The following is a 22,291-nucleotide window of genomic DNA, read 5'->3' on the forward strand; positions in this document are numbered from 1 at the left end:
GGGATCGGGGGAGCGGTGAGTATCGCGGAACGGTTGAGCGACGCCGGATACGCGACGGGCTGGCGACTGGTCCGTGCGCTTCCGGAGGGCGCGGCGCGCAGGCTGTTCGACTGGGGCGGCGAACGCGCGGCGCGCAACGGCGGCCCGATCCAGTTGCGGCGCAATCTGGCCCGCGTGCTCGACGTGCCGCCGGAGCAGGTGCCCGACGACCTGATCCGGGCGAGCATGCGCTCCTACGCGCGGTACTGGCGCGAGGCGTTCCGGCTGCCGACGATGGATCATGCGGCGCTGGGCAAGTCGGCGCGGCTGCCGGTGGACGGACTGGAGCACCTGGACGCGGCGCTGGCCGAGGGGCGCGGCGTGATCTTGGTGCTGCCGCATTCGGGGAACTGGGACATGGCCGGGATGTGGTGTGTCCAGAACTACGGCGGTCTGACCACGATCGCCGAGCGCCTGAAGCCGGAGTCGCTGTTCGAGCGCTTCGTCGCCTACCGGGAGAGCCTCGGTTTCGAGGTGTTCCCGCTGACCGGGGGCGAGCAGCCGCCGTTCGGCGTGCTGGCGGATCGCCTGCGCGACAACAAGATCGTCTGCCTGATGGGCGAGCGCGATCTCACCGGTCGCGGAGTGCCGGTCACCTTCTTCGGTGAGCGCACCTGGCTGCCCGCGGGGGCGGCCAAGCTGGCCGTCGAGACCGGCGCCGCGCTCGTGCCGGTGCACGCCTGGTTCACCGTCGCCGACGACGACGTGGAGGCCTGGGGCCTGAAATGCGAAGAGCCGGTGGATGTCTCGGGTGGCGTGGCGGCGGCGACGCAGCTGCTTGCGGACCGTTTCGCCGCCAACATCGCCGCGCACCCGGCCGACTGGCACATGCTGCAACCGCTGTGGGAGAGCGATCTGTCCGAGGAACGCCGGGCCAGGATCGCCGCAGCGCAGACCGAGCTGGCGGCACAGAACGGCAGAGACGAGGCCTCGTGAAGATCGGCATGGTCTGCCCGTACTCGTTCGACGTGCCCGGCGGTGTGCAGGCGCATGTGGTGGACCTGGCCAGGGTGCTCATCGAGCGCGGGCACCGGGTGAGCGTGCTCGCGCCCGCCTCGGAGGGCACCGCGCTGCCGGAGTTCGTGGTCTCGGCCGGACGCGCGGTGGCGATTCCCTACAACGGCTCGGTGGCCCGGCTCTCTTTCGGGCCCATGGCCTACACCAGGATCCGCCGCTGGATCGACGGCAACGATTTCGACGTGCTGCACATCCACGAGCCCAACGCGCCGAGCCTGTCCATGCTCGCGCTCAAGATCGCCGAGGGCCCGATCGTCGCGACGTTCCACACCTCGACCACGAAATCCTTGGTGCTCAGCACTTTTCAGGGCGTGCTGCGGCCGTACCACGAGAAGATCAGCGGCCGGATCGCGGTCTCGGAGCTGGCCAGGCGCTGGCAGGTGGAGGCGCTCGGCTCCGACGCGGTGGAGATTCCCAACGGCGTCGACGTCACCGCCTTCGCGCGTGCGCCGATGCTGCCCGGTTACCCGCGGGCGGGCGGTACGGTGCTGTTCCTCGGCCGGTACGACGAACCGCGCAAAGGCATGGACGTGCTGCTCGGCGCGCTGCCGGAGCTGGTGCGCCGCCACCCCGACGTGGAGATCCTGATCGTCGGGCGCGGTGACGAGGAGCGACTGCGCCGCGAGGCCGGGCCGAACGCCGGGCACCTGCGCTTTCTCGGCCAGGTCTCCGACGAGGAGAAGGCCTCGGCCATGCGCAGCGCCGACGTCTACGTGGCGCCGAACCTCGGCGGCGAGAGCTTCGGCATCATCCTGATCGAAGCCATGGCCGCGGGCACCGCCGTGGTGGCCAGCGAACTCGACGCGTTCCGCCGGGTACTGCGCGACGGAACCGCGGGCGTGCTCGTCCCCGTCGGCGATTCGGCTCGGCTTGCGGCCGCGCTGAACTCCGTGCTGACCGACGAGGTGCGCAGGGAATCGCTGGTGCACACCGCGAATCAGGTGGTCGGCGAATACGACTGGCCCGTGGTGGCCGAGCAGATCCTGCGCGTGTACGAGACCGTCACCATCGGCGACATCCGGGTGCGTGCCGCCGGATGATCACCTTCTCGGCCACAACGGTCCTCGTTCTCGCACTCGTCGCGGCCATCGTCGTCGCGATCGGCCTGTGGGCCTACTCCACGGCGAACCGGCTGGACCGGCTGCACGTGCGCTCCGACCAGTCCTGGCAGGCGCTGGACTCGGCGCTGGCGCGGCGGGCGGTGGTCGCCCGCGCGGTGGCGATGGCGATCGCGGGCCCGGTCTCCGATCCGGCGCTCGCCGACCAGGCCAAACGCCTGTCCGGCCTGGCCGATCGGGCCGAACGCGCCGGACGCGCGGAGCGCGAGACGGTGGAGAACCAGCTTTCCTCGGCGCTGTCGGCCGTCGATATCGCGCAACTGCGCCCGCAGCTGGTCGCCGAGCTCGCCGACGCGGAGGCCAGGGTGCTGATCGCCCGGCGCTTCCACAACGACGCGGTCCGCGACACGCTCGCGCTGCGCACCCGCCGTCCGGTGCGCCTGCTGCACCTGGGCGGCACCGCGCCGCTGCCCACGTATTTCGAGATCACCGAGCGCGCGACTCCCGCCGCGTCGACCGGTCTCTCGGTGGACACCATCCGGACGTCGGCGCGGATCGTGCTGCTCGACGAGCAGAACCGGGTGCTGCTGATGCGCGGTAACGATCCGAAGACCCCGCAGGTCTCGTTCTGGTTCACCATCGGCGGCGGGGTGGAGCCGGGGGAGACGCTGCGCGCCGCCGCCGTGCGCGAACTGTGGGAGGAGACCGGGCACCGCGCCGATACGGAGAGCCTGCGCGGTCCGATCTGGCGGCGCGTCGCGGTGTTCCCGTTCGACGGGCAGCTGATCCGCGCCGAGGAGCTGTTCTTCGCGCTGCGGGTGCGCGGTTTCACGCCCGACCCGGGCAGCCCCACCGTGATCGAGCGTCGATCCATCACCGGGCACCGGTGGTGCGCACCCGCCGACATCGCCGCCATCGACCGGTCCGGCGAGACCGTCTACCCCTACCACCTCGACGAACTGCTCCCGGAGGCCGCCACGATCGCGGCCGGATCCGACGATCCCGAGGTCCGTTCCATCCGCTGAGCCCACTTGACGCGCCTGTGATCTGCTTCACGATCGTGATAGCTTCGTGACTGGATCGCGCCCCGGCGGGTATCCGGATTCGGTGCTCCTCGACGGTGCGGAGCGTTTCCTGTCTGGTGTTGGAGGTAGCTAGTTCATGTCGTATCTGCTGTTCGATTTCCTTTTGCCGATCGTCGGTCCGGCGGCCGCCGAGTACTGGGCACAGCTGCTGGTGGTGAACCCGATCTGAGTCCGGTGGACCCGGCGATTCCGTGAGTGCGCCGGCTCGCTCGGCAGCGGAGGGTTCGCCGGGATCCGGCGGGTGATCCCCGGCGGACATGGCGTACGTCACGTCGCGCCCAGCTGGACCCCGAGCCGATCTCGGCACCAGTCCAGTGGCCCTCGACTGGCTATCAAGTGGCTTTCTCGACCCACTTAGAATGAGGTCGTTTCGTTCCGCGCGACTTGATAGGCGCACATGACTCAGGAGTTTGCCGTGACCACGCCCGAGACCACCAACACCGTCGGCACCGCCCGCGTCAAGCGCGGCATGGCCGAGATGCTCAAGGGCGGGGTGATCATGGACGTCGTCACCCCCGAGCAGGCCAAGATCGCCGAGGACGCGGGCGCGGTGGCGGTCATGGCGCTGGAGCGGGTGCCCGCCGACATCCGCGCCCAGGGCGGCGTGTCCCGGATGAGCGACCCCGACATGATCGAGGGCATCATCAGCGCCGTCTCCATCCCGGTCATGGCGAAGGCCCGCATCGGCCACTTCGTGGAGGCGCAGATCCTGCAGAGCCTCGGCGTCGACTACATCGACGAGTCCGAGGTGCTCACCCCCGCCGACTACACCAACCACATCGACAAGTGGAACTTCACCGTTCCGTTCGTCTGTGGCGCCACCAACCTGGGCGAGGCGCTGCGCCGCATCACCGAGGGCGCGGCCATGATCCGCTCGAAGGGCGAGGCGGGCACCGGCGACGTGTCGAACGCGACCACCCACATGCGCCAGATCCGCCAGGAGCTCCGCAAGCTCGCCGCGCTGCCCGCCGACGAGCTCTACGTCGCGGCCAAGGAGCTGCAGGCCCCCTACGAGCTGGTCCGCGAGGTCGCCGAGACCGGCAAGCTGCCCGTCGTGCTGTTCACCGCGGGCGGCATCGCCACCCCGGCCGACGCCGCCATGATGATGCAACTCGGCGCCGAGGGCGTGTTCGTCGGCTCGGGCATCTTCAAGTCCGGCAACCCGGCGCAGCGCGCCGCCGCCATCGTCAAGGCCACCACCTTCTACGACGACCCCGACGTGCTGGCGAAGGTCTCGCGTGGTCTCGGCGAGGCCATGGTCGGCATCAACGTCGAGGAGATCGCGCAGCCGCACCGGCTCGCCGAACGCGGCTGGTGAGGCGTACCTCCGCCTCCGCTCCGGTCGTGCGCGGACATTCGACGGACTCCGTCCGGTAGCGCTGATCGGGGCCGCGGCACCTGCCGCACTTGCCTTTTCGTCACGCCCGGTCCCAGGCTGCAGCCTGGGACCGGGCGTTTTGGTTCGCGCGTCTTTGGACTCTTCGGCCCGCCACAACGCGATCTCAGAGTTCCCACAGAGCCGCTGAGTAGGTTTCGATGCACGGCGAACTGCACGGGTCGCCGGTGACGTCGTCCGATTCGAACGCAAAGGACCTGAGTTGAAGCTTCGCAAGACCGGAAGAGTCGCGATCGCAGGCCTGGCCGTCGCGGCCGCGCTGAGCATGACGGCGTGCGGCAGCGACGACAAGAGCGAGGATGCCAAGCCGGTCCGCACCACCACCAGCGCCAAGGCCAGTGCCGCGGCGAACGTGCCGCCGGTGCCGAGCGTGGAGCAGTTGAACACGCAACTGCAGCGGGCGCTCGATCCGGCGGTGCCGAACCAAGAGAAGCTGGCGATGATTCAGGGCGCCGAGGCCGATCCCGAGCTGCCGGGCCGGCTCGCGGAGGCCTACGGGCAGACCGGTGCGAGTGTCGTGGTGACCGAGGTGACCGCCTTCGGCGACACCATCAACGCCAAGGCCAAGATCGTGCTCAACGGTCAGGAGAACATCGCGGACGTGCCGTTCGTCGCCGAGAACGGCACCTGGAAGGTCCAGAAGGCGTGGGCTTGCGGAATGCTGACCAACCTCGGTCAGCAGTCGGCCGCCTGCGCCTGACAGCGCTGATCCGCCCGAGCGCGGATCGTGCCGCACACGTCTCGGCGGACGAGTGGCACACAAGGTCGGGGGTGGCGGAAGCTCCGCTACCGCTGTGTGTGCCACTCGTCGAACATCGCCGAATCCCCAGTCCGCCAACGACACCCGGTCGCGTCTCGCGGCCGGGTGTTCGCTTTCCGTCCCGGCGCGGCGCGGGAATCCAGCCGTCTCGCCATGCGGCGCAACGAGTTCTGCGGACCACCCAGGTCAGGTGCGGCTCAGTGCGGGGCGGTCGGGATGGTCCCAGCGCGCCGAAAACGTGGGGATCTCGGGATTCTCGCGGTCGTAGCGCAGCAGGGCCGGGATGGTCCAGTGCTCGTCCGGCGGCGTCCGGCGGCGCAGCGCCGCTTCGCTGAGGTCGAGGCGCACCGTCAGGTCGAAGGCGAGATCGCGGCCGAGGAGCATGGGTCCGGCGAGGAACAGCACCAGATCGGCGGGGGCGGCGCGGACGGCGGTGCGGGCCGACCGGTCGGCGGCCTCGTCCCACAGCGCGGGCAGCCAGCGGCCGTGCTCGCGCAACGCGCCGACGACCTCGCGGCGGACCGCGTCGTAGTCGAACCACGCTGTGCGGTAGGAGTATTCGTCCTCGCGTCCGAACTCCATGCGCAGCGAGGCGGGACGCACGTAGTCGTGCAGGGAGACCACCTCGGCGGACCGGCCCGTTCCGCGCAGTCGTTCGGCGGCGCGCCGCGCGAACGCGACGGGCTGTGCGGCGTCGGCCGCGTCGACGGCGATCAGACGGCGGCCGGGCAGCGCCCCGACCCGGTCGACGAGCAGGTCGGCGAGGCCGTCCTGGGTGATCGGCACGAACTGCGGCACCGCTCCATCACAGCAGACCCGCCGCGGGGATGCTCCGCGCCCTCCGCGCGGCCACGATCGCCCGCGCGGAGGTCGCCGCGGCGAAGGCGCTCGGTGGTGTGACCGGCGCGACATCCCCGGCGCCGCCCGCGAATTCCGGGCGTCCGCTCGCGCGACTGGACCGGTGGCCGAACGGGGGGAATCGGACGCCCCGGGTTAACCTCAGCGCATGGCGACAATCGAAGAGGCATTGGAGATCGAACGCCTGGAGCGGGACATCTTCCGTGGCGCGTCCACGAAGACCCAGCTGGCTCGCACCTTCGGCGGTCAGGTCGCCGGGCAGGCCCTGGTATCGGCCGTGCGCACGGTGGAGCCGCGGTTCCAGGTGCATTCGCTGCACGGGTACTTCCTGCGTCCGGGCAATCCGCAGGAACCCACCGTGTACCTGGTGGAGCGGATCCGCGACGGCCGGTCCTTCTGCACCCGCCGGGTCACCGGCGTGCAGGACGGCGCGGCGATCTTCACCATGTCGGCTTCGTTCCACGTCGGCGACGAGGGCCCGGAGCACCAGGACGTGATGCCCGAGGTGGCGGGGCCGGAGAACCTGCCCGACGCGCAGACCTCGATGAGCCCGGAACGGCTGTGGGCGATGCGCGAATGGGAGCACTGGGACATCCGCACCGTGCCGCCGGAGTCGGTGTCGCGCCGCGACGGCGTGGTCTCCCAGCAGCAGGTGTGGTTCCGCTACCGGCACCCGCTGCCCGACGACCCGCTGTTCCACGTGTGCACGCTCGCCTACATGAGCGATATGACGCTGCTCGGCTCCTCCAAGGTCACCCACCCCGACGAGCCGACCCAGGACGCGTCGCTGGATCACGCGATGTGGTTCCTGCGCCCGTTCCGCGCCGACGACTGGCTGCTCTACGACCAGGCCTCGCCCTCGGCCGGTTTCGGTCGCGCGCTCACCGGAGGCAGGATCTTCAACCGCGAGGGCACACTGGTCGCCGCGGTCGTCCAGGAGGGACTGATCCGTACCCCGCGGACGTGAGGGCAGGCGACGGCGACCGTGAGCGCGCCCACAGCGGCCGGGCTCGTAAGCTCGGCGACGTGAACGCATCATCGGTCGCCGCACCCGCAACGGAGGCGCGGCAGACGTCGTCTCGGCCCACCATCGGCGTTCTTGCTCTGCAAGGCGATGTGCGCGAACACGTCTCGGCGCTCGAGCACTGCGGCGCGCAACCGGTGCTGGTGCGGCGGGCCTCCGAGCTGGCCGCCGTGGACGGGCTGGTGCTGCCCGGCGGCGAGTCGACCGCGATCAGCAAGCTGCTGGAGGCCTTCGAGCTGCTCGAACCGCTGCGCGCGCGGCTGCGCGAAGGCATGCCCGCCTTCGGTTCCTGCGCGGGCATGATCCTGCTCGCCTCGGAGGTGCTCGACACCCGTCCGGACGCGCAGCATCTGTCCGGCATCGATATGACGGTGCGCCGCAACGCCTTCGGACGCCAGGTCGACTCCTTCGAGACCGACCTGGACTTCGCGGGCCTGGACGACGGCCCGGTGCGCGCGGTGTTCATTCGCGCGCCGTGGGTCGAGCGGGCGGGTGAGGGCGTCGAGGTGCTGGCGACGGTGCCCTCCGGTCCGTTTGCCGGTCGCATCGTCGCGGTGCGCCAGGGCAAGGTGCTCGCCACCTCCTTCCACCCCGAGGTGACCGGTGACCTGCGGGTGCACCGCATGTTCGTCGAGTTGGTCCGCGCTGCGTAGTTCGCGCGGGCAGCGCGGGCGAAACGGGTAACCGAGTACTCGCGTTTCGGCGCGACGGGCGGTGAATCATCGCTTCCATCCGGGCGATCCCGACCGACCCGGACGTGGTGGCGACACCACCCGACGAACGAAGCGCGAACATGACCGAAGTCATCCCCGCACCCAGTGCGGGCAAGCAACAACCGGTGCCCGCAGAGGCCCGGATCTGCAATCTGGTCCCGTCCCGCGACACCGAGCGGGATTGGACGTTCGCCGACGCCGTGGCCGTCGGCGCGCTGGGCGCCGTCGGCGCGCTGCCGTCCTCGGTGGACCTGCGCCGCGACTGGTGGACCATCGGCGATCAGGAGGACACCGGGTCCTGCGTCGGCTGGGCAACCGGCGACGGACTGATGCGCTACCACATGGTGACCGCGACCAAACTGAGCAGCGACCGCCGCGTCTCGCCGCGGTTCGTGTGGATGGCCTCCAAGGAGACCGACGCCTTCTTCCAGCGGCCGGAGACCTTCATCGAGGGCGCGGGCACCGAGCTGAAGGCGGCCGTCGAGGTCTGCAAGAAGTACGGCGCGGTCGAGGAGTCGTGGCTGCCGTTCCACATCCAGACCAAGATGTACCGCGGCCAGGAGAACACCTTCTGGGCGCATGCGGCCACGCTGCGCATCGCCTCGTATTTCAACGTCGGCAAGAACCTCAAGCAATGGCGGACTGTGCTGGCCGACGGTCGCCCGATCCTCGCCGGGTTCATGGTCGACGACACCTGGGACAGCGCCACCGACAACGGCGGCTTCCTGGAGGAATTCGCGCCGGGCACCGAACGCGGCGGGCACGCCGTGGCCATTGTGGGCTACCTGCCCAGCGGGCACTTCATCGTCCGCAACAGCTGGGGCACCGCCTGGGGCGACAAGGGCTTCGCCTACGCGTCGCCGAAATACATCGAGGGCGCCTTCTTCCCCGAGGCGTACGTGGTCTCGCTCTGAGTTCTGGGCGCGCCGGGCGGGACGGGCGAGTCCTGCCCCGGTCGCACGAGGGAATGGGGGCCGAAGCCGTGCCGACGGCGTCTACTAGGCTGGTGGAGTTGTCCGTAAACCGACCCGAAGGAAGTAGGGAATGAGCGGCCACTCCAAATGGGCCACCACCAAGCACAAGAAGGCCGCGATCGACGCGAAGCGGGGCAAGCTCTTCGCGAAGCTGATCAAGAACATCGAGGTGGCGGCCCGCACGGGTGGCGGTGATCCGGACGGCAACCCGACGCTGTACGACGCCATTCAGAAGGCCAAGAAGTCGTCGGTCCCCAACGACAACATCGAGCGTGCCCGCAAGCGCGGCGGCGGCGAAGAGGCCGGCGGCGCCGACTGGCAGACCATCATGTACGAGGGCTACGGCCCCAACGGCGTCGCGGTGCTCGTCGAGTGCCTCACCGACAACCGCAACCGCGCCGCGGGCGAGGTGCGCGTCGCGATGACCCGCAACGGCGGCAACATGGCCGACCCGGGCTCGGTGGCCTACCTGTTCCATCGCAAGGGCGTCATCACCCTGGAGAAGAACGGCCTGTCCGAGGACGACGTGCTGATGGCCGTGCTGGACGCGGGCGCCGAGGAGGTCAACGACCTCGGCGAGTCGTTCGAGGTCATCAGCGATCCGAGCGATCTGATCGACGTGCGCAAGGCGCTGCAGGCGGCCGGGATCGACTACGACTCCGCCGAGTCCGGCTTCCAGCCCTCGGTGTCGGTCGCGGTCGACGCCGACGGGGCGCGCAAGGTGTTCAAGCTGGTCGACGCGCTCGAAGACAGCGACGACGTGCAGAACGTCTACACCAACGTGGACATCTCCGACGAGGTCCTCGCGCAGCTGGACGACTGATCCGTCACGACGACGAGCCCCGGCCGGGAACGCGGCCGGGGCTCGCCCGTTTCCGGGGTCGGCCGACCTGCTCGCGGTAGTACTCGGCCATCGACGGAATTCGGCAGACGGCGTCGGCGCATCACTCGATCGGGCGCGTCGGGTCGTCCACATCGGCGCGCCGGATGCGACCGCGCGGTACCCACGGGCGACCGATCGGGATCGCCACGCGGGGCACCCCGGGGCTATTCGGCCACTTTCGTGCGGTCACACCATTCGTAGACGGTCAGGGGACCCGACTCGGTGTCGGCCTGCCGCTGGGTGACCTTGAAGTGTTCGTAACCGCCCTTGAAGGGGATTTTGAGCTCGATCCCCGGCGGGGTGATGGGAACGATCCGCTCCGGCAAGTCCGCGGGCCCGCCTTCGAGGATGGCTTTCGCACCGTTGCTCATCAACCGATGGTAGTTCCGGGAACGCCGCGGCCTCGGTATTTTCGCGGGACCGCACGGCGCGGGAGAATCATCGCATGGTCTCCCTCGAGTTCGTGCGCGGCGACATCACCGAGCAGGCGGTCGACGCGGTGGTGAACGCGGCCAACTCCTCGTTGCTCGGCGGTGGCGGCGTCGACGGCGCCATTCATCGCAAGGGCGGTCCCGAGATCCTGGCCGCGTGTCGCGACCTGCGCGCGTCGCGCTACGGCAAGGGCCTGCCCACCGGCAAGGCGGTGGCCACGACCGCGGGCCGGTTGCCCGCCCGCTGGGTCGTGCACACGGTCGGCCCGGTCTGGTCGGCGGGTGAGGATCGTTCCGAGCTGCTGGCCTCCTGCTACCGCGAATCCCTGCGCGTCGCCGATGAACTCGGGGCCCGCACTGTCGCCTTCCCCGCCATCTCCACGGGCATCTACGGCTGGCCGATCGAGGACGGCGCACGCATCGCGGTCGAGACCGTGCGCGCGGCCGAGACCGCGGTGTGGACCGTGCGCTTCGTGCTCTTCGACGAACGCGCCTACACGGCGTTCGCCGCGCAGGCCTAGGCGGTTCTCCACCTTCGCTCCGGCCGTGCGCGGGCTGGAGACGGGCTGCGCCCAGCAGCGCTTGTCAGCCGCCTCGCTCCGGCTGTCGGGGCTCTCGGCGGACGGGTCGGCAGCGCCCGCGGTGTGTCCCTGGCACTGGCTCCCGCTGTGCCCGGGCTGCTGGGCAGACGGCGCCCGCAGCGTCGTCCACGGGGTCACGAATCGTGTCGCTGGTGACCGGGAGCGCCGCGCTCCGTTAGACTCTCGAACAGTTGTTCGTGTCTGGGAGAGGGGAATTCGTGCGGGTGATGGGCGTCGACCCCGGGCTCACCCGGTGCGGCCTCAGCATCGTGGAGGGTGGGCTCGGCCGCAAAGTCACCGCGCTCGACGTCGATGTGGTGCGCACCCCCGCGGACATGGATCTGGCGCAGCGGCTGATGCGCGTCGCCGACGCTGCCGAGCACTGGATGGACACCCACCGGCCCGCCGCGGTCGCGATCGAGCGGGTGTTCGCCCAGCACAACGTGCGCACCGCCATGGGCACCGCCCAGGCGGGCGGCGTGATCGCGCTGGCCGCGGCGCGGCGCGGAATCCCGGTGGCCTTCCACACGCCGAGCGAGGTGAAGGCCGCGGTCACCGGCAACGGCACCGCCGACAAGGCGCAGGTGACCGCGATGGTCACCCGCATCCTCGGGCTGCGGGTGGCGCCCAAACCGGCGGACGCGGCTGATGCGCTGGCATTGGCGATCTGTCATTGTTGGCGGGCGCCGCTGCTGGAGCGGATGGCCGAGGCCGAGGCCAAGGCGGCCGAGGCACGGCGGCGCTACACCGAACGGCTGGCGGAACAACGGAAGGCGGTGCGCGGGTGATCGCGTCGGTACGCGGCGAGGTGCTGGAGATCGCACTCGATCACACGGTGGTCGAGGCGGCGGGCGTCGGCTACCGGCTCAACGCGACCCCCTCGACGCTGGCCGCGCTGACCCGCGGCGAGGAAACGCGCCTCTACACGGCGATGATCGTGCGCGAGGACTCGATGACGCTGTACGGCTTCGCCGACACCGAGGCGCGCGACCTGTTCGGCCTGCTGCAGACGGTCTCCGGCGTCGGGCCGCGCCTGGCCATGGCCGTGCTCGCGGTGCTCGAGCCGGAGGCGCTGCGCAAGGCGCTGGCCGAGAGCAATGTCGCGGCGCTGACCAGGGTGCCCGGCATCGGCAAGCGCGGCGCCGAGCGCATGGTGGTGGAACTGCGCGACAAGGTGAACCTCGTCCCGGTGCAGGCGGGCCCGCCGGGCAGCGCTCCCGCTCCGGTGCTCACCCCCGTGCGCGAGCAGGTCGTCGAGGCGCTGACCGGGCTGGGTTTCCCGGCCAAACAGGCCGAACAGGCGGTCGACACCGTGCTGGCCGACCAGCCCGCCGCGGGCACCTCCACCGCACTGCGCGCCGCGCTCTCGCTGCTCGGCAAGAACCGATAGGCCACGATGGACCACGACGACACCGGCGCGGCCGAATCCCCGGTCAGCGCAAGCTATCTGAAGTCCGACGGTGAGATCGAGGCGAGCCTGCGGCCGAAGTCGCTCGACGACTTCATCGGCCAGCCCCGGGTCCGCGAACAGCTCGCCCTGGTGCTGCGCGGCGCCAAGCAGCGCGGCGGTACCCCCGATCATGTGCTGCTTTCGGGCCCACCGGGGCTCGGCAAGACCAGCATGGCGATGATCATCGCCGGTGAACTCGGCACCGCGCTGCGCATCACCTCCGGTCCGGCGCTGGAGCGGGCGGGCGATCTGGCCGCCATGCTCAGCAACCTGGTCGAGGGCGACGTGCTGTTCATCGACGAGATCCACCGCATCGCCCGCCCCGCGGAGGAGATGCTCTATCTGGCCATGGAGGACTACCGCGTCGACGTGGTGGTCGGCAAGGGGCCGGGCGCGACCTCCATCCCGCTCGACATCGCCCCCTTCACCCTGGTCGGGGCCACCACCCGCTCCGGCGCGCTGACCGGCCCGCTGCGCGACCGCTTCGGCTTCACCGGTCACATGGACTTCTACGAGCCCGACGAGCTGCTGCTGATCCTTCAGCGCTCGGCGCACATCCTCGGCGTCGGCATCGAGACCGACGCGGCCGCCGAGATCGCGGGCAGGTCGCGCGGCACGCCGCGCATCGCGAACCGGTTGCTGCGCCGGGTCCGCGACTACGCCGAAGTGCGCGCCGACGGACTGGTCACCCGTCCCATCGCGCAGGCCGCGCTCGAGGTCTACGACGTGGACTCCCTCGGTCTCGACCGCCTGGACCGCGCGGTCCTCGGCGCACTGGTCCGCAGCTTCAACGGCGGCCCGGTGGGCGTCTCGACCCTCGCGGTCGCGGTGGGTGAGGAGGCCGCCACCGTCGAGGAGGTCTGCGAACCGTTCCTGGTGCGCGCGGGCATGGTGGCGCGGACGCCGCGCGGGCGCGTGGCGACGGCCGCGGCCTGGGAGCACCTGGGCTTGGTGCCGCCGCCCGACCTGGTGTTCGGCTCGATCGAAGTCCGTGGCAGAGAACCGCATCCGACCCTGGACCTTTTCGACTGATCGGCGGGGGCGAACATCAGGTGAACGCCTTGTCTCGCCGATGCCGGGATCCGCGCGATCGGCGGGCTCGGACCCGCACCGATAGAGTCGGGACATGACGGTGGTTCAATCCGTGCTCGACCACATCCCCGAGCCGTATCGCAGCAAGGCGATCGAGCACCGGGAACTGCTCAAGTTCGCGACGGTCGGCGCCATCACGTGGTTCATCGACACGGGCGTCGTCTACGCCACCAAACTGACGGTGCTCGGCGAGAAGCCGCTCACCGCCCGCCTGCTCGGCGTGCTGATCGCCACCATCGCGTCCTACATCCTCAACCGCGAGTGGTCGTTTCGCACCAGGGGCGGGCGTCAGCGCCACCACGAGGCCGCGCTGTTCTTCGCGGTGAGCGCGCTCGGCATCGGCGTCACGATGATCCCGCAGGCGATCTCGCTGTACGTGCTGGATCTGCGGGTGCCGCACGTGGGACCGGTGACCCAGGCGGTGGCCAACTTCATCACCGGTCAGATCCTCGGCGTGCTGCTCGCCATGGCCTTCCGCTTCTGGGCGCTGCGCCGCTTCGTCTTCCCCGACGACCTGCGCGAGGCCGAATTGCACAGCATCCAGGGCTGATTCGACCGTCGGCGTCCGTCAGTGGCGCGCTTTCTCGAGCGCGGTGACCACCAGATCGAGGAACGCGTCGACCTCGTCGCGCTGGTATCCGCGGCTGCCGAGGCGCGCCTCGGTGAAGCGGACCGCGCGCACGTCGCCGACCGTGAGACAGCCGGGCCCGCCGTGCGCGAGGGAGGCCGCCACCAGGTCGAGGAAGGCGTCCACCTCCTCCTCGTGGTAGCCGCGGCGGCCGACGGGAGACTGAGTGAACCGCATGCGGTGCACGTCGTCGGGAGTGAGCAGGGGAGCGGGACCGGGTCCGGTGCCGCCCGCGGGCACCGGCCGCGTGCCGTTCTGGCGGTGTTCGAGCTCGGCGCGCACCCGGTCCAGGAATTCGTCCACCTGATCGGCCTGGTAGCCGCGCCCGCCGAAACGGGGCGTGCCGAAGACGACGTGGCGGATGTCGTCGGCGGTGAGTGCGCCCTGACCGTCGAGGGTGGCGGCGACCAATTCCATGAACGCGTCGACCTCGTCGGCGTGATAGCCGCGATGGCCGACCGACGGCATGGCGAAATGGATTCGGCTCACGTCCTCGGGGGTCATCATCCGCGACATTGTGTCAGGGTCACCGACCGGATCCGGCCGAATGCCGGTATTTCGAACTGTACGGTCTCGTCCGAACCCGTCTCTTCCAAACACGAACGCCCCCATGCGAACCACTGCCTGCTTGTGCACCCACACTGTAGTCGCCGGGAGCGTTTCGCACGGGCGGTCGTCAGTCCTTGCGCACGCCGTCGATGAGCAGCCGCCGGACCGCCTGGTTCAGGCCGCGGATGGCCGCTTCGTCCGGGTCGCGCATGCCGTGGATGACGCCGGCGAGCAGCATGCCCGTCACCGCGCGCGCGGTGTTGGCGGTGTCCAGGTCGGCGCGCAGGTAACCCCGCTCGACGCCGTGTTCCAGGTAGCCCGCGGTGAGCGCGTCCGCCGTGTCGAGCAGGCCGTAGAGCCGGGCGGTGAGCTCGTCGTCGATCCCGGTGGCGTGGAACAGCAGCAGCTGCGGGATGCGCCGCTCCTCGAGCAGGATGCGCGACAGCGCCGTGCCGATGCGCTCGAGCTGGGCGCGGTACTCGTCCAGTGAGCCCGCCGCGTCCGGTGCGTTCTGGGTGCCCAGCGCGTCGATGATGCGGGCGGACAGGTCGTCGATGACGTGATCGATGATGTCGCGCTTGTTGGCGAAGTATCGGTAGAAGGTGCCGTGGCCGATACCGAGCTCGCTGGCGATGTCGGCGATGCCGGTGGCGTGATAGCCCTTCTCGGCGAAGCAGACGAACGCCGTGTCGATGATCTCCTGCCGCAATTCGGCCTTGCGTCGCTGCAGCGCGTTTCCGGCCGCCGACCGGGGCGCACGGGTGGATGGCTTCGTCACCCTGGCAATGATACTGTCGTCACAAACGGAATGATGTGTCATTCCGTGACAACTGATTCACATCTTGGAGGTTCGACGTGGCGCCTCAATACGACGCCGTGGTGGTCGGTGCGGGATTCGGTGGCATGGGGGCGAGTATCGAGCTCGACCGGCTCGGCCTGAGCAATTACGTGATCCTGGAACGCGAGAACGATCTCGGCGGCACCTGGCACGTCAACCGCTACCCCGGCCTCGCGGTCGACATCGCCTCGGTGACCTACTCGTATTCCTTCGAGCCCAACCCCTACTGGTCGCGGTTGTTCGCCCCAGGCAAGGAGCTGAAGAAGTACGCCGAGCACATCGCCGACAAGTACGGCCTGCGTCGCAGGATGCGCTTCGGCGTCGTGGTGGACGGCGCGCGCTGGGACGAGGAGCGGCAGCACTGGGTGGTCTCGATCGCGGGCGGCGAAACCGTCACCAGCCGCTACCTGCTCACCGCCACGGGATTCCTCTCCCAGCCCTACACCCCGCCGTTCCCCGGCATCGAATCCTTCGCGGGCAAGATCATCCACACCACCGCGTGGGACGACGACTTCGATCTGACCGGTCGCCGCGCCGCGATCATCGGAACGGGCGCCACCGCCGTGCAGCTGGTGCCCGAGGTGGCCGAGAAGGCCGCCGCGCTCACCGTCTTCCAGCGCACCCCGATCTGGGTCGTGCCCAAAATCGACGCGCCGATCCCGGCGCCGGTGCAGAAACTGTTCGCCAGGGTGCCCGCTACCCAGAAGGCCGCGCGCCTGGTCAACACCTCGATGCTGGAGGCGCTGATGGTGGTCGGCGTGCTGCACTTCAAGCAGGCCAAGGCGATGAACAAGGGCGCGGGACTGCTCGCCAAGGCACACCTGCGCGCACAGGTGCGCGACAAGCGGACCCGCGAGCAGCTCACCCCGCACTACGACTTCGGCTGCAAGCGCCCCACCTTCTCCAACCACTACTTCAAGACCTTCAACCAGCCGCACGTGCGGCTCGAGACGAACTCGATCGACCACGTCGAGGCCGACGGCATCGTCACCGCCGACGGGCACAAGACCGAGATCGACACGCTGATCCTCGCCACCGGCTTCAACCTGTGGGACGTGAACTTCCCGGCCGTGGAGATCATCGGCCGTGACGGGGTGAACCTCGGAAAGTTCTGGCGGGACAACCGTTTCCAGGCCTACGAGGGCATCACGGTGCCGAAGTTCCCGAACTTCGTGAGCCTCAACAGCCCGTACTCCTACAGCGGTCTGTCCTACTTCACCACCATCGAGGCGCAGATGAAGCACATGGGCAGGCTGTTCGGCGAGCTGTTCCGCCGTGGTGAGACCACCTTCGAGGTGACCGAGGCGGCCAACGCCCGCTTCCTCGACACCGTCACCGACAAGCTCGGGGCCTCGGTGTTCTACGGCGGTGATTGCTCGACGGCCCGCAGCTACTACTTCAATCAGCACGGCGAGGCCGCGCTGCTGCGTCCGAACAGCACCGTCAGCACGCATCGCAAGGCGGTGAGCTTCCCGCTCGACGACTACGTCTACGGCGCGTCCGCCTGATCCGATCCCACCGCCCCGTGACCGGGAACAACCTGGTCGCGGGGCCTTTTTTTCGGCCGGATGGCGCCCTCGGCCCGCCGCGCGAACCGCGGTTCGGGACGCCCGCGGACGTGCCGTACGCCGCACGAGTCGGCGCGAGTGGCGCACGTCAAGGGTGTGCGGGTGTGGCAGTGCCGACAACAGCTGGCAGACTGTGGTGGTACTTGTCCATCCCACCCACAAGACAGGGACTGACTTCGACGATGGATTTTCTGTTTCCGCTGCTACTGGTAGCCCTGCTCGTGCCGATGTTCCTCGGTATCCGCCGCCAGAAGCGGGAGGCCGAGAAGGTCACGGCCATGCAGGAGGACCTGAAGATCGGCGACGCGGTAGTCACCACGTCGGGTCTGTGGGGCACCGTTGTCGACCTCGACGACGACACCGTCGACCTCGAGATCGCGGAGGATGTCGTGACCACCTGGTTGCGGCAGGCGATTCGTGAGGTCCGTACCGTCGACGAGGCGACCGCCGACGAGACCGGTACCGACGAGACCCCGGCGGTACCCGCCGAGGAATCGCCCGAGCAGACCGAGACCCGGCTGACCAAGGACTGACGTCGGCTGCGCCACGCCCGCGCGCCGGACGCCCGTGCGTTCGGCAGCACACGCGTGTGCGCGCCTGATCCACCCTCGACTTCCCGCCTAGGAGATACGAACTGTGCCACCTTCCCAGGGATCGGCGCATCCGCTCAGGTTGCTCGGCGTATACGCCGCGCTGCTTGCCGTGATCTATGCGTTGGTGTTCTTCACCGGTGACAAGGCCCCGACCCCCAAGCTCGGCATCGATCTGCAGGGCGGCACACGGGTCACGCTGACCGCTCGCACGCCGGACGGCAGCAAGCCGAGCCAGGACAGCCTGCACAAGGCGCAGGAGATCATCGAGAACCGCGTCAACGGTCTCGGCGTCTCCGGCTCCGAGGTGGCCATCGAGGGCGACAACATCGTGATCACGGTGCCGGGCGACGACGGCCAGCAGGCGCGTGCGCTCGCCACCACCGCCAAGCTCTACATCCGTCCGGTCCTGCAGGCCGTGCCCAAGGGCGCGACCACGCCGCAGGCGCCGCCCGCGCAGCTGCCCGCGCCGGATGCCGGACAGCCCGCCCCCGCGCCTGCTCCGGCCGAGGCTCCCGTGCCGGAAGCGCCCGCACCGGCAGCTCCCGCACTGGAAGCGCCCGTCGAAGAGGCGCCCGCGCCGCAGCAGCGGGTCTTCCCCGCGCAGGCGCCGACCCAGCCCGCGGACCCGAATCAGACTCCGCAGGAAGAGGCGCAGGGCGAGATCGCGGCGGCCAAGGCGACCAGGCAGAGCACCGACCCGGCCACTCAGCAGGCCGCGATGCTCGCGCTGGACTGCACCAAGCCGGACCCGCTCGCGGGCAACGACGACCCGAGCCTGCCGCTGGTCGCCTGCTCGCAGGACGGCACCGAGGTCTTCCTGCTGGACAAGAGCCGCATCGACGGCCAGGAGATCGACAACGCGATCGCCAATCTCGATCAGCAGCAGTCGCGCTGGGTGGTCGACCTGAAGTTCAAGTCGACCGGTAGCGACGCGTGGGCCGACCTGACCCGCGAGTACCTGTACAAGCGCGTCGCATTCACCCTCGACTCCAAGGTGTTCAGCGCGCCGCAGGTGCAGGCGGGTCCGCAGCTCGGCGGCACCACCCAGATCTCCGGCTCCTTCACCGCCAAGTCCGCCAAGGAACTGGCGAACACGCTGAAGTACGGTTCGCTGCCGCTGTCGTTCCAGACCTCCGAGGCCGAGACCGTCTCGGCGACCCTCGGCCTCTCCTCGCTGCGCGCGGGCCTGCTCGCGGGCGCGGTGGGCCTGGTCGTGGTGCTGCTGTACTGCCTCGCCTACTACCGCATGCTCGGCTTCCTGACGGGTCTGTCGCTGATCGCGTCCGGTTTCGCCGTGTACGGGATCATGGTGCTGCTCGGGCGGTGGATCGGCTTCACCCTCGACTTGGCGGGCATCGCCGGTCTGATCATCGGTATCGGCATGACCGCCGACTCGTTCGTCGTGTTCTTCGAACGCATCAAGGACGAGATACGCGAGGGCCGCAGCTTCCGTTCGGCCGTGCCGCGCGGCTGGCAGCGGGCCCGCCGCACGATTCTGTCCGGTAACGCGGTGAGCTTCATCGCCGCCGCGGTGCTCTACTGGCTCGCGGCCGGACAGGTCAAGGGCTTCGCGTTCACGCTCGGCCTGACCACCGTCCTCGACGTGGTGGTCGTGTTCCTGGTCACCGCGCCGCTGGTGCTGCTGGCCTCGCGGAGCGCGTTCTGGTCGAAACCGTCGGTCAACGGGCTCGGCGCGATCCAAGAGGTCGCGCGCGAGCGCCGGGCCGCTGAAGCCGCAGTCGCAGAAGGCGTGAGGACGCGATGACCAACAGCCAGACCAGCCCCTCGCTGCGCAAGGACGCCGAGCGGCCGTTCGACTCTTTCGTCCCCGGACCGAACGTGCCCAAGCACGGCTTCTTCAACCGGCTCTACACCGGAACCGGCGCGATCGACGTCATCGGCCGCAGGCGGATGTGGTACGGCATCACCGCCGTCATCGTGCTGATCGCGCTGGCCAGCATCCTGTTCCGCGGGTTCAACTTCGGCATCGACTTCGAGGGCGGCTCGCGCGTCCAGTTCCCGGCGGGCGACGCCAGCACCTCCCAGGTGGAGCAGGTGTACCGCGACGCGATCGGCACGGACCCGGTCTCCGTGCAGACCGTCGGCACCGGGGCGAGCGCGACGATGCTGATCCGCTCCGAGGCGCTGGACGCCCGGCAGATCGACACGCTCAACTCCGCCTTGTTCGCCGAGTTCAAGCCCAAGGACAAGGACGGCAACCCGAGCCGCGCCGCGATCAGCACCTCGGACGTCAGCGAGACCTGGGGCAGCCAGATCACCGAGAAGGCTCTGCGGGCGCTCGCGGTGTTCCTGGTGATCGTCTCGATCTACATCGCCGTCCGCTTCGAACGCGACATGGCGATCGCCGCGCTGGCCGCGCTGGTCTTCGACGTCCTGGTCACCGCGGGCGTGTACTCGCTGATCGGTTTCGAGGTCACCCCGGCGACCGTCATCGGCATCCTGACGATTCTGGGCTTCTCGCTCTACGACTCGGTCGTGGTGTTCGACAAGGTCGAGGAGAACACCAGGGGCATCCTGCATCTGAGCCGCCGCACCTACGGCGAACAGGCCAACCTCGCGATCAACCAGACGCTGATGCGGTCGATCAACACCGCGCTCATCGGCATCCTGCCCATCGTGGGCCTGATGGTGATCGCGGTGTGGATGCTCGGCGTCGGCACGCTGAAGGACCTGGCGCTGGTGCAGCTGGTCGGCCTGCTGGTCGGCACCTACTCGTCGATCTTCTTCGCCACCCCGCTGCTGGTCTCGATCAAGGAGCGCTGGGGCCCGGTGGCGGCGCACACCAAGAAGGTGCAGTCCAAGCGCTCCGGCATCGCCGCGGCGCGGGCAGGCGCGGCGGCCGAGCAGCGCGCGGTCGCCGCGAGCGGTCGGCAGGAACTGGCCGACGCCCCGGCGCGGCGCTACCGGGAGAGCGACCAGTCCCCGCGGCCGGGAGCCCGGCCGTCCGGAAAGCGGAACAAGAAGAGGCACTGACAACCGACGGTAGGGGGTTTCGTTCCATGCGACAGCCACGCAGCGTTGCGGTGCGTCTGATGGGAGCGGTCGCCGTGGGCGCCCTGGCCGCCGGATCGGTGGCCGGGTGCTCCGGGCAGAACCAGGTGCCCTCCATCGGCTACGCCGTCGATGCCGTGATCGCCAGCTACAACGGCGGCAGCACGCTCGGCGCGAGCAGCGGCTCGGCGGCGGTGTTCCAGCGGGTGCTCACCGGGTTCTTCTACACCGGACCCGACGGGCAGCAGGTCGCCGACACCGATTTCGGCACCGCCAAGGAGGTGCCGGGCGAGTCCCAGACCATCCAGTACCGGCTGAACCCCGACGGCGTGTACTCCGACGGGGTGCCCACCTCCTGCGACGATCTGGTGCTGACCTGGGCCGCGCACAGCGGGCGATTCACCAAACCCGGTCCGGGCGGCGTCGTTCCGCTCTTCGACGCCGCCGACACCGCGGGCTATTCGGATATCGAGCGGGTCGACTGCCAGCCGGGATCCAAGGACGCCACCGTGGTGTTCCGTCCGGACCGGCGGTTCCTCTCGTGGCGCGACCTGTTCACCGCGGGCGAGGTGATGCCCGCGCACGTCGCCGCGCGGGCGGCCAACGTGCCGAATGTGGTGTCGGCCTTGCAATCCGGTGATCCCGGCGCCGTGCAGCGGCTGGCCGATTTCTGGAACACCGGCTGGACCATCGGTTCCGACAGCCTCGACCTCTCGCGGTTCCCGTCCTCGGGCCCGTACCGGATCGAATCCTTCAGCCAGAAGGACGGTCTGGTGTTGATCGCCAACGAACGCTGGTGGGGCAACAAGGCCGAGACCGGACGCATCGTGGTGTTCGACAAGACCGCCGATCTCAAGGCCAAGGTCTCCGACAACGCCGTGAGCGTGGTCGACGTCGGCGCGAACTCGGTGAAAGACCTCGATCTGGGCGGCTTCTCGTCGAAGACGGTGCCAGGCCGCGGCGCCGAGCAACTGGTGCTCGCCACCGCGGGCGTGTTCGGTTCGGTGGACGCGCGCCGCGCCTTCGCGCTGTGCGTGCCGCGCCAGGCGCTGTTCGACACGCTGGGCAAGGCCGCCGACGTGCCGGGCACCGGCCTCGGCGCCGGGCCGCTGAACTCCCGTATCACGCAGCAGGATTCGCTGTACTACGCCGCGACGACCGGCGCTGCCGAACGGTATCGCGGCACCGACATTCCCGCGGCCACCGCCACGCTCGCCGGCGCGCGCGCGGCGAATCCGACGATCCGTATCGGTTACCTCGCGCCCGACGAGCGGCGCGCGAAGACCGTGCAGATGATCGCCGAGGCGTGCCGGTCGGCCGGCATCACCGTGGTGGACGCGGGCGCGCCCGACTTCCGCCCCACCCAGCTCGGCGAGGGGCGCGTCGACGCCGTCCTGGCGAGCACGGCGGCGGCGCCCGGCCCGTCCGGTTCGCTGACCGGAGTGGCGGCGACCAGTGCATTGCGCACCGGCAACGGTCTCGATTTCGGGCGATTCGGAAACGGCCGCTACGATGCGATCACCGATCAGCTTGCGGCCGACGACAACTCGGCCGCGCAGCTGGGTCTGCTGACCGAGGCCGAGAACCTGTTGTGGTCGGAGATGCCGAGCATTCCATTGTTCGCCACTCCGCGCACGATCGCCTTCGGCAACGGTCTGCACAACGGTGTGGCCGGTCCCACCCAGGGCGGTACCGGCTGGAACATGGACCGCTGGGTGTTGCGGCGGTGACAGGTGTATGTG

At 69.7% G+C, this 22,291-nt stretch carries 23 protein-coding genes; 19 read left to right on the plus strand and 4 right to left on the minus strand.

What is annotated here, in order from left to right:
• Positions 1 to 15: 15 nt before the first annotated feature.
• From AC3ERS_RS27340 to AC3ERS_RS27360, 5 genes are all read left to right on the plus strand, one after another.
• On the plus strand, positions 16 to 975 hold the full coding sequence (locus tag AC3ERS_RS27340) for a phosphatidylinositol mannoside acyltransferase (protein ID WP_431970957.1): 960 nt from the start codon (positions 16 to 18) through the stop codon (positions 973 to 975).
• On the plus strand, positions 972 to 2,096 hold the full coding sequence (locus AC3ERS_RS27345; RefSeq protein ID WP_431970958.1) for a glycosyltransferase family 4 protein: 1,125 nt from the start codon (positions 972 to 974) through the stop codon (positions 2,094 to 2,096). Before AC3ERS_RS27340 ends, AC3ERS_RS27345 begins: the two co-directional genes overlap by 4 nt.
• Complete coding sequence (locus tag AC3ERS_RS27350) at positions 2,096 to 3,139, plus strand: NUDIX hydrolase (RefSeq protein ID WP_431970992.1); 1,044 nt, start codon at positions 2,096 to 2,098, stop codon at positions 3,137 to 3,139. The genes AC3ERS_RS27345 and AC3ERS_RS27350 overlap by 1 nt, the downstream gene beginning before the upstream one ends.
• 457 nt (positions 3,140 to 3,596) lie before the next feature.
• Positions 3,597 to 4,517, plus strand: coding sequence for a pyridoxal 5'-phosphate synthase lyase subunit PdxS (gene pdxS, locus AC3ERS_RS27355; RefSeq protein WP_431970959.1), 921 nt, complete (start codon positions 3,597 to 3,599; stop codon positions 4,515 to 4,517).
• Between the two features lie 280 nt (positions 4,518 to 4,797).
• Positions 4,798 to 5,295, plus strand: coding sequence for a WKL family lipoprotein (locus AC3ERS_RS27360; RefSeq protein WP_431970960.1), 498 nt, complete (start codon positions 4,798 to 4,800; stop codon positions 5,293 to 5,295).
• A 246-nt stretch (positions 5,296 to 5,541) separates the two neighbouring features.
• On the opposite strand, the gene AC3ERS_RS27365 is transcribed toward AC3ERS_RS27360, so the two are convergent.
• The gene (locus tag AC3ERS_RS27365) at positions 5,542 to 6,153 is read right to left on the minus strand and encodes a nucleoside/nucleotide kinase family protein (protein ID WP_431970961.1); all 612 of its coding nucleotides are present in this window, start codon (positions 6,151 to 6,153) and stop codon (positions 5,542 to 5,544) included.
• Positions 6,154 to 6,361: 208 nt separating this feature from the next.
• Between AC3ERS_RS27365 and AC3ERS_RS27370 the strand changes: the two genes are divergently transcribed.
• The 4 genes from AC3ERS_RS27370 (at position 6,362) to AC3ERS_RS27385 (ending at position 9,747) form a co-directional block, all read left to right on the plus strand.
• Complete coding sequence (locus AC3ERS_RS27370) at positions 6,362 to 7,180, plus strand: acyl-CoA thioesterase (RefSeq protein ID WP_431970962.1); 819 nt, start codon at positions 6,362 to 6,364, stop codon at positions 7,178 to 7,180.
• A 59-nt stretch (positions 7,181 to 7,239) separates the two neighbouring features.
• A complete protein-coding gene (gene pdxT, locus AC3ERS_RS27375; RefSeq protein WP_431970963.1) occupies positions 7,240 to 7,890 on the plus strand; it encodes a pyridoxal 5'-phosphate synthase glutaminase subunit PdxT in 651 nt (216 codons plus the stop codon).
• 140 nt (positions 7,891 to 8,030) lie between these two features.
• Positions 8,031 to 8,864: a C1 family peptidase gene (locus AC3ERS_RS27380; RefSeq protein WP_431970964.1), complete on the plus strand. Its 834-nt coding sequence runs from the start codon at positions 8,031 to 8,033 to the stop codon at positions 8,862 to 8,864.
• A 130-nt stretch (positions 8,865 to 8,994) separates the two neighbouring features.
• Entirely contained in the window at positions 8,995 to 9,747 is a 753-nt protein-coding gene (locus AC3ERS_RS27385; protein WP_431970965.1) for a YebC/PmpR family DNA-binding transcriptional regulator, read from the plus strand.
• 224 nt (positions 9,748 to 9,971) lie between these two features.
• Here AC3ERS_RS27385 and AC3ERS_RS27390 read toward each other — a convergent pair whose 3' ends face one another.
• Positions 9,972 to 10,178: a DUF5988 family protein gene (locus AC3ERS_RS27390; RefSeq protein WP_068066866.1), complete on the minus strand. Its 207-nt coding sequence runs from the start codon at positions 10,176 to 10,178 to the stop codon at positions 9,972 to 9,974.
• A gap of 74 nt (positions 10,179 to 10,252) precedes the next feature.
• On the opposite strand from AC3ERS_RS27390, the gene AC3ERS_RS27395 reads away from it, so the two are divergent.
• From AC3ERS_RS27395 to AC3ERS_RS27415, 5 genes are all read left to right on the plus strand, one after another.
• Positions 10,253 to 10,759 (plus strand): O-acetyl-ADP-ribose deacetylase, encoded by a 507-nt coding sequence (locus tag AC3ERS_RS27395; RefSeq protein ID WP_431970966.1) that lies wholly within the window; start codon positions 10,253 to 10,255, stop codon positions 10,757 to 10,759.
• Between the two features lie 278 nt (positions 10,760 to 11,037).
• On the plus strand, positions 11,038 to 11,607 hold the full coding sequence (gene ruvC, locus AC3ERS_RS27400) for a crossover junction endodeoxyribonuclease RuvC (protein WP_431970993.1): 570 nt from the start codon (positions 11,038 to 11,040) through the stop codon (positions 11,605 to 11,607).
• Positions 11,604 to 12,209, plus strand: a complete 606-nt coding sequence (gene ruvA, locus AC3ERS_RS27405) for a Holliday junction branch migration protein RuvA (RefSeq protein ID WP_431970967.1) — start codon at positions 11,604 to 11,606, stop codon at positions 12,207 to 12,209. Before ruvC ends, ruvA begins: the two co-directional genes overlap by 4 nt.
• 6 nt (positions 12,210 to 12,215) lie before the next feature.
• A complete protein-coding gene (gene ruvB, locus AC3ERS_RS27410) occupies positions 12,216 to 13,301 on the plus strand; it encodes a Holliday junction branch migration DNA helicase RuvB (protein WP_431970968.1) in 1,086 nt (361 codons plus the stop codon).
• A 94-nt stretch (positions 13,302 to 13,395) separates the two neighbouring features.
• Positions 13,396 to 13,911 carry a GtrA family protein gene (locus tag AC3ERS_RS27415; RefSeq protein WP_431970969.1) on the plus strand — a complete coding sequence of 172 codons (516 nt, stop codon included), beginning with the start codon at positions 13,396 to 13,398 and terminating at the stop codon, positions 13,909 to 13,911.
• A gap of 18 nt (positions 13,912 to 13,929) precedes the next feature.
• On the opposite strand, the gene AC3ERS_RS27420 is transcribed toward AC3ERS_RS27415, so the two are convergent.
• Positions 13,930 to 14,496, minus strand: coding sequence for a DivIVA domain-containing protein (locus AC3ERS_RS27420; RefSeq protein ID WP_431970970.1), 567 nt, complete (start codon positions 14,494 to 14,496; stop codon positions 13,930 to 13,932).
• Between the two features lie 169 nt (positions 14,497 to 14,665).
• Positions 14,666 to 15,316 carry a TetR/AcrR family transcriptional regulator gene (locus AC3ERS_RS27425; RefSeq protein ID WP_431970971.1) on the minus strand — a complete coding sequence of 217 codons (651 nt, stop codon included), beginning with the start codon at positions 15,314 to 15,316 and terminating at the stop codon, positions 14,666 to 14,668.
• A 77-nt stretch (positions 15,317 to 15,393) separates the two neighbouring features.
• Here AC3ERS_RS27425 and AC3ERS_RS27430 point away from each other — a divergent pair, with 77 nt between their 5' ends.
• The 5 genes from AC3ERS_RS27430 to AC3ERS_RS27450 all read left to right on the plus strand — a co-directional run bounded on the left by AC3ERS_RS27430 (position 15,394) and on the right by AC3ERS_RS27450 (position 22,279).
• On the plus strand, positions 15,394 to 16,884 hold the full coding sequence (locus AC3ERS_RS27430; RefSeq protein ID WP_431970972.1) for a flavin-containing monooxygenase: 1,491 nt from the start codon (positions 15,394 to 15,396) through the stop codon (positions 16,882 to 16,884).
• 242 nt (positions 16,885 to 17,126) lie between these two features.
• The gene (gene yajC, locus AC3ERS_RS27435) at positions 17,127 to 17,477 is read left to right on the plus strand and encodes a preprotein translocase subunit YajC (RefSeq protein ID WP_431970973.1); all 351 of its coding nucleotides are present in this window, start codon (positions 17,127 to 17,129) and stop codon (positions 17,475 to 17,477) included.
• A 103-nt stretch (positions 17,478 to 17,580) separates the two neighbouring features.
• On the plus strand, positions 17,581 to 19,302 hold the full coding sequence (gene secD, locus AC3ERS_RS27440) for a protein translocase subunit SecD (RefSeq protein ID WP_431970974.1): 1,722 nt from the start codon (positions 17,581 to 17,583) through the stop codon (positions 19,300 to 19,302).
• Positions 19,299 to 20,531, plus strand: a complete 1,233-nt coding sequence (gene secF / locus AC3ERS_RS27445; RefSeq protein ID WP_431970975.1) for a protein translocase subunit SecF — start codon at positions 19,299 to 19,301, stop codon at positions 20,529 to 20,531. Before secD ends, secF begins: the two co-directional genes overlap by 4 nt.
• Positions 20,532 to 20,590: 59 nt before the next feature.
• A complete protein-coding gene (locus AC3ERS_RS27450) occupies positions 20,591 to 22,279 on the plus strand; it encodes an ABC transporter substrate-binding protein (protein ID WP_431970976.1) in 1,689 nt (562 codons plus the stop codon).
• The last annotated feature ends 12 nt before the right edge of the window (positions 22,280 to 22,291 follow it).

Source organism: Nocardia sp. bgisy134 (assembly GCF_057708325.1).